General features: G+C 72.8%; 13 protein-coding genes. 5 read left to right on the top strand and 8 right to left on the bottom strand.

Annotation, left to right across the window (positions count from 1 at the left end):
• Positions 1–30: 30 nt before the first annotated feature.
• Complete coding sequence (locus FB467_RS12670; RefSeq protein WP_141785418.1) at positions 31–1,155, bottom strand: glycosyltransferase family 4 protein; 1,125 nt, start codon at positions 1,153–1,155, stop codon at positions 31–33.
• 134 nt (positions 1,156–1,289) lie between these two features.
• On the opposite strand from FB467_RS12670, the gene FB467_RS12675 reads away from it, so the two are divergent.
• From FB467_RS12675 to FB467_RS12690, 4 genes are all read left to right on the top strand, one after another.
• Positions 1,290–2,627 (top strand): M20 family metallopeptidase, encoded by a 1,338-nt coding sequence (locus tag FB467_RS12675; protein ID WP_141785419.1) that lies wholly within the window; start codon positions 1,290–1,292, stop codon positions 2,625–2,627.
• A 414-nt stretch (positions 2,628–3,041) separates the two neighbouring features.
• The gene (locus FB467_RS12680) at positions 3,042–3,329 is read left to right on the top strand and encodes a WhiB family transcriptional regulator (protein ID WP_342354718.1); all 288 of its coding nucleotides are present in this window, start codon (positions 3,042–3,044) and stop codon (positions 3,327–3,329) included.
• A gap of 32 nt (positions 3,330–3,361) precedes the next feature.
• On the top strand, positions 3,362–4,765 hold the full coding sequence (locus FB467_RS12685; RefSeq protein ID WP_141785420.1) for a magnesium chelatase ATPase subunit I: 1,404 nt from the start codon (positions 3,362–3,364) through the stop codon (positions 4,763–4,765).
• A complete protein-coding gene (locus FB467_RS12690; protein ID WP_141785421.1) occupies positions 4,765–6,768 on the top strand; it encodes a VWA domain-containing protein in 2,004 nt (667 codons plus the stop codon). Before FB467_RS12685 ends, FB467_RS12690 begins: the two co-directional genes overlap by 1 nt.
• On the opposite strand, the gene FB467_RS12695 is transcribed toward FB467_RS12690, so the two are convergent.
• A complete protein-coding gene (locus tag FB467_RS12695; protein ID WP_194288347.1) occupies positions 6,705–7,370 on the bottom strand; it encodes a hypothetical protein in 666 nt (221 codons plus the stop codon). The genes FB467_RS12690 and FB467_RS12695 overlap by 64 nt on opposite strands.
• Entirely contained in the window at positions 7,367–8,482 is a 1,116-nt protein-coding gene (locus FB467_RS12700; protein ID WP_141785422.1) for a glycosyltransferase family protein, read from the bottom strand. Before FB467_RS12700 ends, FB467_RS12695 begins: the two co-directional genes overlap by 4 nt.
• Before the next feature lie 34 nt (positions 8,483–8,516).
• Between FB467_RS12700 and wecB the strand changes: the two genes are divergently transcribed.
• A complete protein-coding gene (wecB, locus tag FB467_RS12705) occupies positions 8,517–9,575 on the top strand; it encodes a non-hydrolyzing UDP-N-acetylglucosamine 2-epimerase (protein ID WP_141785423.1) in 1,059 nt (352 codons plus the stop codon).
• Here the strand turns inward: wecB and FB467_RS12710 are convergent.
• The 5 genes from FB467_RS12710 to FB467_RS12730 all read right to left on the bottom strand — a co-directional run bounded on the left by FB467_RS12710 (position 9,565) and on the right by FB467_RS12730 (position 14,870).
• Positions 9,565–9,963, bottom strand: coding sequence for a pyridoxamine 5'-phosphate oxidase family protein (locus tag FB467_RS12710; protein ID WP_141786653.1), 399 nt, complete (start codon positions 9,961–9,963; stop codon positions 9,565–9,567). The two genes, wecB and FB467_RS12710, sit on opposite strands and share 11 nt — an antisense overlap.
• 103 nt (positions 9,964–10,066) lie before the next feature.
• Complete coding sequence (locus tag FB467_RS12715) at positions 10,067–10,366, bottom strand: hypothetical protein (protein ID WP_141785424.1); 300 nt, start codon at positions 10,364–10,366, stop codon at positions 10,067–10,069.
• A 112-nt stretch (positions 10,367–10,478) separates the two neighbouring features.
• The gene (locus tag FB467_RS12720) at positions 10,479–11,612 is read right to left on the bottom strand and encodes a glycosyltransferase (RefSeq protein WP_141785425.1); all 1,134 of its coding nucleotides are present in this window, start codon (positions 11,610–11,612) and stop codon (positions 10,479–10,481) included.
• The gene (locus tag FB467_RS12725) at positions 11,609–13,018 is read right to left on the bottom strand and encodes a glycosyltransferase (RefSeq protein ID WP_141785426.1); all 1,410 of its coding nucleotides are present in this window, start codon (positions 13,016–13,018) and stop codon (positions 11,609–11,611) included. Before FB467_RS12725 ends, FB467_RS12720 begins: the two co-directional genes overlap by 4 nt.
• A complete protein-coding gene (locus tag FB467_RS12730) occupies positions 13,011–14,870 on the bottom strand; it encodes an ABC transporter ATP-binding protein (RefSeq protein ID WP_141785427.1) in 1,860 nt (619 codons plus the stop codon). The genes FB467_RS12725 and FB467_RS12730 overlap by 8 nt, the downstream gene beginning before the upstream one ends.
• Positions 14,871–14,898: the final 28 nt, after the last annotated feature.

Below are 14,898 nucleotides of genomic sequence, written 5' to 3' on the forward strand. Positions count from 1 at the left end.
GAGATGTGCGGTGGTCCGAGGATATGCGGGTTAGCTGGTCCGCACCGAAACGGCGCGCTCGTATGCCGCCTGGTAGCCCCGCGCGACGGCGTCCACCGAGAAGCGGGGCCCGACGGTGTCCGAGATGTCCTGCGCACTGAGCCCCTCGGTGCGGGTCAGCACCGCCTCGACGGCATCGGCGTAGGCCCCCGCCGTCTGCTCGTCGACGGTCTGGCCGACGGCCGGGTCGATGTACTCCCCCTGGCCCCCGGTCGAGCCGACGACCACCGGCCGGCCCGCCACCAGCGCCTCGGCGCAGGAGACGAAGAAGTTGTCCCCCCGGGTCGGCCCGAGGAACAGGTGCGCCCGGGTCAGCGCGTCGAGCACCCCGGCGCCGTCCAGCGACCCGGTGAGCCGGACCCGGTCGGCGATGTCGAGCAACCGGGCCCGCTCCACGATCCGCGGGCGCAGCGGCCCCTCGCCGACGAAGCTGATCCGGGCATCGTGCCCCCGCACCAGGAGCTCGGCGACGACGTCCACGGCCAGCACCGGGTCCTTGCGCTCGATCAGGCCGCCGACGCTGACCAGCCGCAGCCGGCGCCGGTCGGCCGACCGCGGCGGCACCGGGTCGGGCACCGGGACGATGCACGGGACCACGCTCACCGGTGCGTCGCCCCGGACCGCCCGGATCGGCTCCGCGAGGTAGTCGCAGACGGCGGTCACCACGTCCGGCCGCCGGTGCAGCAGGCGCAGCGCCGGCAGGGCACGGCGCCAGCTCGCGGGCAGCGTCTGCGGGGCGGTTAGCCCGGACCAGTGCTCGGTGTGCACCCAGGGGGCGTCCGGTCGCCACCAGGCGAGTGGGAGCAGGGTGGAGAAGGCCATCGTGTGGACCACGTCAGCGCCGCGGCCCATCGCCCTCAGCAGCCGACCCGCGGCGGCGATCTGGCGGGGGTCCGAGGTCGCCATCGGGATCCTGGTCACCGGCAGGCCCTGCACCTCGTGCTGCTCGGACCCGTCCCGGGCCCACTCCTGCACCCACTGGTGCGGCGGGCACAGGTGCACCACCGCCACGTCGTGCCCGAGACCGGCGATCGCCAGGGCGTCCTTGACCACGAAGGCACCCGTCGAGGACCCGTTCGGGGTGGGGAACCAGGTGGTCACCGCCAGGACTCGCATGGTCGCAACCTACCCGCCGGCGCCCGCCCGCCGGAGCGCACCGGACCACATACGGCCGGGTGTGGGCAAACACACAGCGTGAACGGCGCGGACTCGCTGGTCTGCCGCCGGTCGGCTGCCTAGAGTGCTGCCCCATGAGTCGCGAGCCGTCCCTGGTCCCCAGCACCGCCTACCTCGACCAGCTCGAGACCGAGACCGCGGCCAAGCTGCGGACCGCCGTGGCCGAGCCCTCGCCGTTCGCCGGGGCACCGCTGGAGGTGTCCGCCGCCGTGGAGGCCTCCGCCGAGTCGCTGCGCGACGACCTCACCCACATCGTGCAGACCCTGCACGCGGACCCCGAGACCGCCTACCAGGAGCACCGGAGTGCGGCGACCCTGGTCGAGGCGCTGGCCGGGCACGGGATCGAGGCGACGCTGGGGGTGCACGGGCTGGACACGGCCTTCCGGGCCGAGATCGGTGACCCCGCGAGCGGGTCCACCATCGCGATCCTCGCCGAGTACGACGCGCTCCCCGAGGTCGGGCACGCGTGCGGGCACAACGTCATCGCCGCGACCGGCGTCGGGGCCTTCCTCGCCCTGGCGGCGACCCTGCGGGAGCGCCCGGACGCCTTCCCCGGACGGGTCGTGCTGCTCGGCACCCCTGCCGAGGAGGGGCACACCGGCAAGGAGCTCCTGGCCCGCGAGGGCGCCTTCGACGACATCGACGCGGCGATCATGGTCCACCCCTACGGGTACGACCTGGCCGACCAGGTGTGGCTCGGCCGGCGGCTGCTGCGCTGGGAGTTCTCCGGCAGGGCCGCACACGCCTCCGCCCAGCCCTTCATGGGCCGCAACGCCCTCGATGCCGCCACCCTCGCCTACCAGGCGGTGGGCCTGCTCCGGCAGCAGCTGCCGCCGGCCGACCGGGTGCACGCGGTCATCACCGAAGGAGGCACCCGCCCCAGCGTGATCACCGAGAAGGCGGTCGTGCAGCTCTATGCCCGGTCCAAGTACGTCGAGACCCTCAAGGACCTGAGCGACCGGCTGGACGACATCGCCCACGGTGCCGCGCTGATGACCGGCACCAGCGTGGAGGTGTCCTGGGACGCCTTCCCGCCGTCCCTGCCGATCCGCACCAACAACGCGCTGACCGGCCGGTGGGTGGAGGCCCAGCGCCGCCGCGGCCGCGACCCGCTGCCGCTGGGCGTGGTGTCGGAGACGATCGCTGCGTCCACCGACTTCGGCAACGTCAGCTTCCGGGTGCCGGGGATCCACCCGTTGATCAAGATCGCGCCCCCGGAGATGGCCCTGCACACCCGTGACTTCGCGGCCGCGGCCGCCACCCGTGAGGCCGAGGACGGCGCACTCGACGGTGCCATCGGCCTGGCCCTGACGGCGCTGGACTACCTGACCGACAGCGACCTGCAGCGCGCCGTCACCCAGGAGTTCGCCGACCAAGGCGGGGCACTGGACGTCCCGACCTACTTCGACTGAGCATCCGCCGATGATGGCCAGGTCCTCGACCTGCTGACCGACCCGATCGTCCGGAGGGAGGACGGCAATGAGCCTCCCCACCTGCACCGGACGCGCGACCTGGCGGCGTTTCCCCTGCACCGGACGTCCCGTCTGGCGCTCCCAGCCGGCACCGAACGCGTGACCTGGCGATCCACCCGCCTGAGCGCCCGTCCCCAACTCCCGACGGGGCGTCCGGTCGGGGTCAAAGCCCGCCCGCTCACGCGTCCGGTCGGGGGCTCCGGGCTAGGGGCGAGGGGCCGAGGCCGCACCCTGCCGAAGTCGGGTCGACCCCCTCCGAAAGGCGCGGGGGCGAGGCCGGATCTAAGACATTCTCCCGATGTGCGGGACTGCCTTAGGGACGCAGGCTGAAGACAGTCGGAAGGGGAACCGCACGTGTCGATCACCAACCCGGACACCAACGCACTCGCGTATGCCGCCAGGGGGGCCCGTGACCTGGCCTGCCGGATCGAGCCGGACCTGTTCTTCGGGCAGACGCCGCAGGACGTCGAACGGGCCAAGGCCCTGTGCACCGGGTGCCCGCTGCAGGAACTGTGCCTGCAGACCGCGATCGAGACGGCCGAGCCCTGGGGCGTGTGGGGCGGCCAATTGATCGAGCGCGGCCGGATCGTGCCGTTCAAGCGCGGCCGGGGACGTCCCCGCAAGAACCCCGAAGCCGCCTGATCGGCCGCCCTCGCGAGGCGTAGGTTGAGAGGGTGACCAGCACCGCACCGACCTCCCCGCCCGCGGCTCGCACGGTCCGCGAGCTCCGCGCCTACGGACACGTCCAGCGCACCGTGCGCGACGAGCTGCGGGAGAACCTACTCGCCGCCCTCCGGACGGGGACCGACCCCTGGCCGGGCCTGCACGGCTTCGCCGACACGGTGCTCCCCCAACTCGAGCGCGCCCTGCTCGCCGGGCACGACATCGTGCTGCTGGGCGAGCGCGGCCAGGGCAAGACCCGCCTGTTGCGCACCGTCGCCGGACTGCTCGACGAGTGGACCCCCGTGATCGAGGGCGCCGAGCTGGGCGAGCACCCCTACGACCCGATCACCCCGGAGTCCCGCCGCCGGGCCGCCGAGCTGGGCGAGGAGCTCCCCGTGGCCTGGCGGCACCGCACCGAGCGGTATGCCGAGAAACTCGCCACCCCGGACAGCTCGGTCGCCGACCTGATCGGCGACGTGGACCCGATGAAGGTCGCCGAGGGCCGCCACCTGGGCGACCCGGAGACGATCCACTTCGGGCTCATCCCGCGATCGCACCGCGGCATCGTGGCGATCAACGAGCTGCCCGACCTGGCCGAGCGGATCCAGGTCGCGATGCTCAACGTGATGGAGGAACGCGACGTGCAGGTGCGCGGCTACCTGCTCCGGCTCCCGCTGGACGTGCTCGTGCTGGCCAGCGCGAACCCCGAGGACTACACCAACCGGGGCCGGATCATCACCCCGCTGCAGGACCGGTTCGGCGCCCAGATCCGCACCCACTACCCGGTGGAGATCGAGGACGAGGTCGCCGTCATCCGGCAGGAGTCGCACCTGACCGCGGACGTCCCCGACCACCTGATCGAGGTCCTCGCGCGCTTCACCCGGGCGCTGCGCGGCTCCCCTGCCGTGGACCAACGGTCCGGCGTCTCGGCCCGGTTCGCCATCGCCGGCGCCGAGACCCTGGCCGCGGCGGCCCTCCGCCGCGGGGCGCTCCGGGGCGAGGACGACCCCGTGGCCCGCGTCGTCGACCTGCAGGCCACCCTGGAGGTGCTCGCCGGGAAGGTGGAGTTCGAGACCGGCGAGGAGGGCCGGGAGATCGAGATCCTCACCCACCTGCTGCGCACCGCGACCGCGGAGACCGCCCGGCACCTGTTCGCCGGGGTCGACCTCGGCCTGCTCGTCCAGGCCTTCGAGGAGGGGTTGAGCATCGCGACCGGCGAGGCGGTCACCGGCCCCGAGTTCCTCGACGAGCTCCCGGTGCTCGGGGAGTCCGAGCTCTACGACACGCTCGCCGACCGCGCGGGGGCCACGACCAAGGGGCACCGGGCCGCGGCCATCGAGCTGGCCCTCGAGGGGCTCTACCTGGCCCGCCGCGTCGCCAAGGAGTCGGCCGGCGGGGAGACGGTCTACGGCTGATGGACGGCCGCGGGTTCGCAGCACGCTACGGGCGGTATGCCGGCGGCCCGGATCCGCTCGCCCCACCGGTCGACCTGGCCGAGGCCCTCGAGGCGATCGGCCACGACGTGATGGCCGGCTACGACCCGGAGCGGGCGATGCGCGAGTTCCTGCGCCGCGGCGGGCGCCAGCAGACCGGGCTGGACTCCCTCGCCGCCCAGGTGGCCGCGCGGCGCCGGGAACTGCTCCAGCGGCACAGCCTGGACGGCACGCTGCGCCAGGTCCGCGAGCTGCTCGACCGGGCAGTCCTGAGCGAACGCCAGCAGCTGGCCCGGGACCTGGACGAGGACGCCCGGTTCGCCGAGCTGCAGATCGAGAACCTACCGGCGTCCACCTCCGCGGCGGTCACCGAGCTGGCCCACTACCCGTGGCGGAGCGCCGAGGCCCGCGAGACCTACCAACAGATCCGCGAGCTGCTGGGTCAGGAGCTGCTCGACCAGCGGTTCGCCGGGATGAAGCAGGCGCTCCAGGGCGCCACCGAGGAGGACCGCCAGCGCGTCCAGGAGATGCTCTCCGACCTCAACGACCTGATCGAGGCGCACCGGCTCGGGGACGACACCGACCAGCAGTTCGCCGACTTCATGGACAAGCACGGCGAGTTCTTCCCGGAGCAGCCCCGCACCGTCGAGGAGCTGGTCAACGCCCTGGCTGCGCGGTCGGCCGCCGCCCAGCGGATGCTCAACTCGATGACCCCGGAGCAGCGCGCCGAGCTGCTGGAGCTCTCGCAGCAGGCGTTCGGCTCACCGGAGCTATCCCGGGCGCTGGGCCGCCTGGAGGACAACCTGCAGCTGTTGCGGCCGGGCATGGACTGGGGCGGGTCGGAGTCCTTCGACGGCGACCAGGGTATGGGCCTGGGCGAGGCGACCGGCGTGATGCAGGACCTCGCCGAGCTCGACGCGCTCTCCGAGCAGCTGTCCCAGGAGTATGCCGGGGCGCGGATGGGCGACGTCGACGTGGACGCCCTCGCCCGCCAGTTGGGCGATGAGGCGGCCGCGGACGCCCGGACGCTGGCCGAGCTGGAACGGGCGCTGTCCGACTCGGGCTACCTGCGCCGCAGCAGCGACGGGCGGCTCACGCTGTCCCCCCGCGCCATGCGCCAGCTGGGCCGCAGCCTGCTGCGCGACGTGGCCACCCGCCTGTCGGGACGTCAGGGGGCACGCGACACACGGCATCCCGGTATGGCGGGCGAGCCCAGCGGCGCGACCCGCGAGTGGACCTTCGGCGACACCGAGCCGTGGGACGTCACCCGGACGGTCGGCAACGCCGTCCTGCGGACCGTCGGCGAGGGGCGGGACGCCCGCCGCGGCGTGGCCCTGGACATCCGCGACGTGGAGGTGGTCGAGACCGAGGCGCGGACCCAGGCCGCGGTCGCGCTGCTGGTGGACACCTCGTTCTCGATGGCGATGGACGGCCGGTGGGTGCCGATGAAACAGACCGCCCTCGCGCTGCACACCCTCCTGCACAGCCGGTTCCGCGGTGACCGGCTCGAGCTGATCACCTTCGGTCGGTATGCCGAGCGCACCGGGATCGAGTCACTCACCGGGCTGGAGCCGGTGTGGGCCAAGGGGACGAACCTGCACCACGCGCTGCTGCTGGCCAACCGGCACTTCCGGCAGGTCCCGCAGGCGCAGCCGGTGCTGTTGATCGTCACCGACGGGGAGCCGACCGCCCACCTGGAGGCCGGGGGCGAGGTCTTCTTCGACTACCCACCGCACCCGGTGACGCTCGCCCACACGGTGCGCGAGCTGGACACCTCCCGCCGGCTGGGCGCGCAGACCACCTTCTTCCGCCTGGGCGAGGATCCCGGTCTGGCCCGGTTCATCGACCAACTGGCCCGACGGGTCGACGGCACGGTCGTGGCTCCCGAGCTGGACGACCTGGGCGCCGCCGTCGTCGGCAGCTACCTGGGCTCGCGCGGGTGGTCCGCGCGCGGCTTCGGGCTGGACGACCTCGAGGGCTTCTGAGCGCGCGAATCTGCCCGCCGCGACATCTCCAGCAACAGGTTGGCGTAGCCCCGTGCGTCATCGATGGCCCGGTGCGTGTGCGCCACGTCCCCGAACCACTCGGGAGGAATGTGATGGGTGTGCATCTCGGTGATCGAGGTGCCGGTGACCCCGGCGGCGTAGCTGCGGATGCACAGCCCGGGGCCATCGAAGAGCGGGTCGTCCTCGTAGGGTCCCTGGGTGATGCCGTAGCGGGTGAACCGCCGCAGGTAGTAGTCCACCCAGGCCGCGTCGAAGGCCAGCGGCGCCGCGGCAAACATCCGCGGGTGCGGCAGCGACCGCACCCACGCCGCGTACCTGGCCAGCACCGACGGCACCGGCTCGGGGTCGGCCGTCGCTGCCTCCCACGCCTCGGGGAAGTGCTGGAACCACTCCAGGGTCTTGGGGCTCGGGCTGGCACCGGGCAGCGGCTCGAGGACGGCCTCGAAGCTACCGCGCTCGGTGCCGTCCAGGGAGATCGCCACGGACGCGAAGGACAGCATCGAGTTCGGCCCCGGCCACGGCCCGTCGGCCTCGATGTCGGTCACCACGTAGGTCCAGGCCTCGCGCTCCGCCCGCGTCATCGCTGCACCGCCTCCACGGTCCCGCGCCGGTCGAGGGAGCCCAGGTCGGCAGCCACCTGCCGGGCCCGGGCCTCCCAGGTGTGCTCGTGCCGGGCCGCCAGCACCCGCTCGGTGGTGGCGGCGACCTCGCCCCGGTCGTCCCGCAGCCGGGTGAGCAGCGCGCGGACCTGCTCCTCGTCATACGGGACGGACCAGCCGAGCCCCGCCCCGGCGACCGTCTCCGCGGCCAGCGTCCCGGCGCTGGCCAGCACCGGCTTGCCATAGCCGAGGTACTCGTACAGCTTCACCGGCGAGGCGAAGTCGCGGTACTCCGAGGGCTCCACCACCAACGAGCACACGTCGGAGCGCTCGAACAGCCCCCGCAACCCCTCGCCGCGCCGGTGCACCACCTCCACCCGGTCGCCGAGCAGCTGCTCGTACTCCCCGCGCACCGCCTCCCACGCCTCGGGCGGCGTGCACAGCAGCATCCGCACCCCCGGGGTCTGCGCCACGGCACGGACCATGGGCTGCATCCGGTAGTAGGAACTGAGGTTGCCCACGTAGAGGACGGTCAACTCGGTGGAGGTGGACGGCGCGTCGACGACCGCCCCGCCGGGCGGCAGCGCGGCCGCCTGCCCGGGCCGCAGGTGCGGCACGTAGTCCGCGATCTGCAGCGACGGCAGGTAGACCCGGTCCAGCGCCCGGAACGCGACCAACTCGGCGTGGTAGAGCGTCCGGGTGCCCAGGGCGACGACCCGGTTGACCCGCTCCAGGTACTCCGGGAACCGCCAGTAGACGTCGCGGTAGAACATCCCCGTCGGTATGCCGTGCCGCCGGCACAGGTGCAGCAGGCGCAGGTCGACCAGGGGGTGGGTGGGCAGGTGGTGGGACTCGGTGAGCACCGTCGGCATCGTGGAGTTCTCGCCGTAGGCGAAGTCCACCCGCAGCCCGTCCTTGAGCTGCCCGGCGAGTTCCCGCACGGCCCGGCGGCGCTGCGCCCCGTAGCCGGTGATCCCGATGACGTCGTAGCCCAGGTCGTGGAAGGCCTGGTGCATCTTCACCGGCCGGACACCCGAGCCGGATCCGGCGCGCTCGCCGAGCGGGTACGGGGCGTGGAAGACCATGGTGGGCACCCACCCAACCTAACGGCCCTCTACGCTGACCCGCGTGAAGATCCTCAGTGTCGTCGGCGCCCGTCCGCAGTTCGTGAAGCTGGCCCCCGTGGCCGACGAGTGCCGGGCCCGGGGGGTGGAGCACGTGATCGTCCACACCGGGCAGCACTACGACCCCATGCTGTCCGACGTCTTCTTCGCCGACCTGGGGATCCCGGACCCCGACGTCCACCTGGGGGTCGGCTCCGGGGGGCACGGCGTGCAGACCGGGGCGATCCTGTCCGCGATGGACGCGGTGCTGGCCGAGCACGCCCCGGACTGGGTGCTGGTCTACGGCGACACCAACTCCACCCTCGCCGGCGCCCTGTCGGCGGTGAAGCTGCACCTGCCGGTCGCGCACCTGGAGGCGGGTCTGCGCAGCTTCAACCGGAGGATGCCGGAGGAGCACAACCGGGTGCTCACCGACCACGCCGCTGACCTGCTCCTCGCACCGACCGGGGTCGCCGCGGGTCACCTGGCCGACGAGGGTCTGGCCGACCGCACGGTGGTCGTGGGCGACGTCATGGTGGACGTGCTGCTCAAGGTCCGCGACCGGCTCACCGACGACGACGCCGTGCTGCAGGAACTGGGTATGCCGTCCGGCGGGTTCTCGGTGGCCACGATCCACCGGGCGGAGAACACCGACGACCCGGACCGGTTGCGCGCGATCGTCGCCGCACTGCAGGAGGTGGACCACCCGGTCGTACTGTTGGCGCACCCGCGCCTACGGGCCAAGGCCTCGGCACAGGGGCTGGACCTGGACGGCGGGTCGCTGACCACCCGCTACCCATTGGCCTACCCCTCGCTCGTGGGCGCGGTCTCCCACGCCCGGGGCGTGATCACCGACTCCGGCGGGCTGCAGAAGGAGGCGTTCGTGCTGCGCACCCCGTGCACCACGGTGCGCACCGAGACCGAGTGGGTCGAGACGGTCGACCGGGGGTGGAACGTCCTGGTCGAGCCCGGCCCCGACCTGGCCGCCGCCGCGACCCGCCCGGCTCCCCCGGCCACCGACGCGGCCCCCTACGGGGACGGCCACGCCGCGGCGGCCGTGCTCGACGCGTTGCTCAACCGCTGATCCGGAAGGCCCGGCCCGTCGTCTCCTCGGGCTCGATCCGCACGAAGCGGGGCTTGTTGCCCTGCTGCCACGGCGTGATCCCCAGGTCCAGCACCTCGATCGAGTCGTAGAAGTCCCGGACCTCGGTGGCCGGTCCCTTGACCACGACGCTCCAGGCGGTGTCACCGTCCCGGCCGTCGATCTCGTAGGCGACGTACTGCCCCACGGCGCCGGCCAGTTTGGTCCCGGTGGCGGTCCGGAACACCAAGGTCCCCCGGTCCACGACGTGGTTGACCGGGAAGATGTCTGGCCCGCCCTCCACGACGACGGCCAGCCTGCCGTATGCCGCGTCGCGCAGCCGCCTCCAGCACTCGTCCGCGGTCATCTGCTGGATCGCGTCCTGGTCCATCCTGCCCACCGGCCTTCCTCGCTCGTCGGTGCTTCGAGTACACCGGACGCCGCGCCTTCTGCCAAGGGCCCAAGGTCCCGTCCCGGCGATCCGGCGCCGCCCCTCAGCCCGGGTCGGTGAAGGTGACCGACTTTCCGGCGGCCCGGGCGTACCCGATCTCCCTCGTCGTGGACTCACCGACATAGCCCCCGGGATTGACCACGAGGACCCGGTCGGCCAGGTCGATCTTGTGCAGGTGCAGGGCGTCCAGCGCGGACTTCTGCTCCTCGGTGACCGCCCCGTCCGCCTCGGCGGGGGCGAGGACGATCGCGCCGGCGAAGGTCAGCTCGCGGTTCGCCGCACGCATCTGGTCGGCGAACCGGGCGGAGCCACAGATGCAGACGATCTCGGGTCGCGGTGTCACGGGACCCGCCGACTGGACGGGTTATGCACGGATATCGCCCCGGATCCGGCAATACCGCGTCCAGTCGGCGACGCGGACACGCCGGACCTCAGCCGGATGCCGGCCCGAAGTGTCATCCGAGCCGGGCCGCCAGCGCATCGACGGCGCGCGCCCAGCCCAGCACCTGTTCCTGCGCGGAGTACTCCTGCGCGATCGCATGGCTGGCAGCCTTGAACGCCGCGACCTGCTCCGGCGTCAGGTCGTCCAGCGCCCTGGCCAGCGACTCCGCGGTGAAGTCGGGCGTGACGACGCCCAGCCCGTGCTGCTCCACCAGCGCGGCCATCTCCGGGCTGGGACCCACGATGATGGCCAGGCGGGCCTGCACGTAGTCGAAGAACTTGTTCGGCAGCGTGTTCAGGTAGTTGAAGGTCAGCGGCGGCAGCACGAACACCCCGACGTCGCACCGCACGAGCCGCTCGACCAGCTCCCCCGGTGTCACCGGCTCGTTGAACCGCACCTGGGGCAGGTCCGCGGCCTGCTCCTCCAGCTCGGCCAGGTAGCCCGGGTCGTTGGGCACGACGTACAGGTCCAGGGTCACCGGCCGCTCCGTCAGGCGCACCGCGTCGAGCATCAGCCCGAGGCTGCGGTTGCGCCGGGCGGCGCCGGAGTGGACCAGCCGCAGCGGCTCACCGACGGGCGTGGGTGAGCGGTCGGCATACGGGGCGGCGTTGATCACCACCCCCGCCTCGACGCCGAACTCCCGCCGGTACTCCTGCGCCAGCTTCTCCCCCACCGTCGTGACCGAGGCGGCCCGGGTCACCCAGGTGCGCACCATCCAGCGACGGTAAGGCGCGACGAACCAACGCCACCGCCAGGACTCCTCGTTCTGCCGGGAGGCGTACTCGTGCAGGTCCGCGTGGACCCCGGCGGGCGGGCGCAGGGTCACCGCGAGGGGCACCGAGTCGACGTCGTTGGCCAGGACCACGTCCCACCGGCCGGGCTCCAACCGCGGCCTCAGGTGCTTGATCACGGGGGCGGTGTCGTATGCCGACTGGTAGCGCCGCAGGATCAGCAACCGCCGGTCGGTATGCCAGGCGATGATCTCGTCAGGCACCTGGATGTGCTCGACCACCCCGTCGGGGGCGGGGCCGTAGCCGACGGTGGTCACGGCATACCGGTCGGCGAACAGGCGGATCTGGCGCAGCACCCGGGCGTCGGCGACGAGCCGGCTCAGGCTGATGATCAGCAGGCTGCGGCGCTCGCTCATGGGCGACCAGACCCGGCCAGGACCCGCGCGTAGAGGCCCAGCAGCTCGGCCTCCTCGTGCTCCCAGGTGAGCTCGGTGGCCGCGCGCCGGGCGGCGGCCCGGTAGCGCTCCGGGTCGTCAAGGATGGTGCTCATCGTCGCGGCCATGTCGGCCGGGGACTGGGCGTCGAAGATCTCCCCGACGCCGTGCTCGCGCACCACCGCGGCGGTGTCCGGCAGGTCGGCGGCCGCGATCGGCAGGCCCCCGTGGATCGACTCGAAGAGCTTGTTGGGCAGGCTGAACTCGTAGGACAGGCAGACCGGCCGGACATAGACCACCGACAGGTCCGCGTCGGCCAGCGCGGTCGCGACCTCCGAGGGGGCGACCTTGCCGACGAAGTGCACCCGCTCCCCCAGCCCGAGCCGGCCGATCCGCTCGTGAAGCACGGCCAGGTAGTCCGGCTCGCCGTAGCCGAGCAGCACGAAGTGCACCCCCTCGGGCAGCAGCGCCATCGCTTCCAGGGTCTCCTCGATGCCGCGGGAGGTGGTGATCCGGCCGCCGTAGGCCACGACCTGGGAGTCGGGGCCGAGCCCCGCCAGCTCGCGCAGCCGCCCCCGGGCGGGGTCGACCGGGCCCCCGGCACCGCTGGGGATGTTGCGCACCAGCGTCGGGGCCTCCGGCAAACGGTAGGCGGTGCGGTACCAGTCCACGATCGAGGGGCTGACCGTGATCACGCCGGCGGCCCGCCGGATCACCGTGGACTCGATGGCCGTCTCGACCAGGGGCGCGACAGGCCGGTCCGTCCGCACGTTGCGGTGCCGCCACAGCTCGTGCGCGTCGTAGACGACGCGTGCCCCGGTGCGTGCGGAGATCCACCAGGCGGGGGCGAGGGTGTTGCCGTCGTTGGCATGCACGACGTCCGGCCGCCAGGCGATCGCCTCCCGGGCCGCCTCGAGCCAGTAGAGCCCGAGGTTGGCGGTGCGGAAGGTGCGCAGCCACACGTCGTTGGCCGCCAAGAGGACCCGGTCCTTCGCGGTGGGCCGGGCCGGCAGGGTCGGTATGTCGACCGCCGGCTCCGGGCGGCTGGGTGCCTGTTCGGTGGTCCCCGGGGAGGTCTGGTCGGCGGTGCCCCGGGCCACGGGCGTCTGCCGGCCGAGCACCCTGCGGGCGAGGTCGACCGCCCAGGGGGCGTAGCGGATGAGCTCGAACTCGGGGGCGCGCTGCACCTCGATGCCCTCGCCCACGGTGTCCGGGCCCTCGGCATACCCGGCGCGGGCTCGCGCCACCGCGAAGATCCGGACCTCGGCTCCGGCCGAGCGCAGCGAGGTGGCGGTCTTGATCACCCGGGCGTCGGCGTGCGCGTCGTTGTAGACCAGCAGGGCGACCCGCGGCGCGCGGCCGCCCACCCGGGGCAACGGTTCAGTCACGGCCTTCCTCTCCGGCGGGCGCGTCGACCGCGACCCGCTCCTGTCCCGGCGTGAGCCCGGCCAGGGCGGCCTGGGTGGCGAAGTCCGGCTCCGCGGCCACGACCTCCTCGAAGGTCCCCTGCGCGATCAGCCGGCCGTCGCGCATGAAGCACACCTGCTCGCTGTGCCGGATGGTGGCCAGGCGGTGGGCGACCACGATGACGCTCACCTCGCCGGCCAGCTCGCGGATCGCCGAGGTGACGGCGGCCTCGGTGCTGGTGTCCAGGGCCGAGGTGGCCTCGTCCATGACCAGGACGACGGGGTCGGTGTAGAGCGCCCGGGCGACCCCGAGCCGTTGCTTCTGCCCACCGGACAGGCTCATCCCACGCTCCCCCACCTTGCCGTGGATGCCCCCGGGGCGGGCCTCGATGACGTCGAGCATCTGGGCCCGCTCCAGGGCCCGGCGGACTCGGTCCTCGTCGACCTCGGAGTCCTTCCAGGTGAGGGCGACGTTGCGGGCCACCGACGCGTCGAACAGGGAGACCTCCTGCGGCACGTAGCCCACCTTGCTGCGCCAGCCGAGGAGCACCTCCTCCAGCGGGGTCTCCCCCACGAGCACCCGTCCCTCGGAGGGCTCCAGCAGGCCCAGGATGATGTCGACCAGGGTCGACTTGCCGGATCCTGACGCCCCGACCAGGGCCAGCGTCTGCCCGAACGGCAGTTCCAGGCTGACCTCCCGCACGGCCGGGACCTCGCTGCCGGGGTAGCTGAACGTCACCCGGTCCAGCCGCAGGGTGCGCGCGGCGTCGGGCAGGTCGCGGGCCCCGGCCGCGGCATCGGCGGCGACGTAGCCGCGGCCCCGCTCGATCTCCGCGAGCACCTGGTCGGCGAAGGGCATGTTCGCGCCCGTCTGGGCCATGATCGTCTGGAACCGGGTCAGCGACGGCACGATGCGGAAGCCGGCGACCCCGAACAGGGCCACCGCCGCGAGGGCGCCGCTCACGCCGTCCTCGCCGGAGGCGACCGCCTGGAGGTAGCCGATGGTCGCGCCGATCCCCAGGCCCCCGATCAGGCCAGCCTCCAGGACGTAGCGCGGGATGGCGCCGAGGAAGGACTGGTTCGCCCTGGCCTGCGAGGCCCGCTTGCGCACCGAGAGCACCACCTCGGCGACCTCGCCGGACTTGTTGCGCAGCGTGATCTCCTTCAGCGAGTGGATCATCTCACTGATCAGCCGGACGGCCCGGGTCGAGTAGTTGCGGTTGTCCTGACCCGCCTTGACCGCCTTGCGCAGCACCCACAGGTAGAGGACCGCGCCGATCAGCCCAAAGTAGACGATCGTGGCCGAGGCCAGCACCGGTTGGGCCACCAGCAGGACGCCCAGTACGGCGATGAAGGTGAACAACTCACCGGACAGTTGGCAGAACGGGATGAGGACGCCGGCGACGGTGGCGCCCACCCCGACGTCGGTGGCCCGCACGATCTCGGTGGAGTTGCGGGTCAACCGCTCGGTCCACGGGGCCCGGAAGGTCGTCTCCAGCAACTGCGCCCCGAGCACCTGCTCGAAGCGGGCGAAACGCCTCGTGGCCCACCATTGCAGGCAGATGGCGAGGACGCTCTTGCCGATGATCAGCAGCCCGACCAGGATCAGGATGTTGCGGAACTGCGCCGGCTCGCTGATCGTCACGCCGATGACGGGGACCTGGAACGAGGCCCCAGTCAGCATCGGCGCCATGATCATCGCGAGCAGGCCGAGGGCCAGCACGTCCAGGATCGCCAGCATGCTCTGCAGCACGGCGAAGGTGGAGATGAACCGGCGGGTTCCGGCCGGCAGCACGGTGAGCAGCGATCGGACGGTCCGCCACAGAGCGACCATCCACGCCTCCTCAGCAACCCGGGTTGTT

Source organism: Ornithinicoccus hortensis (assembly GCF_006716185.1).
GTDB classification, from domain to species: Bacteria; Actinomycetota; Actinomycetes; order Actinomycetales; family Dermatophilaceae; genus Ornithinicoccus; species Ornithinicoccus hortensis.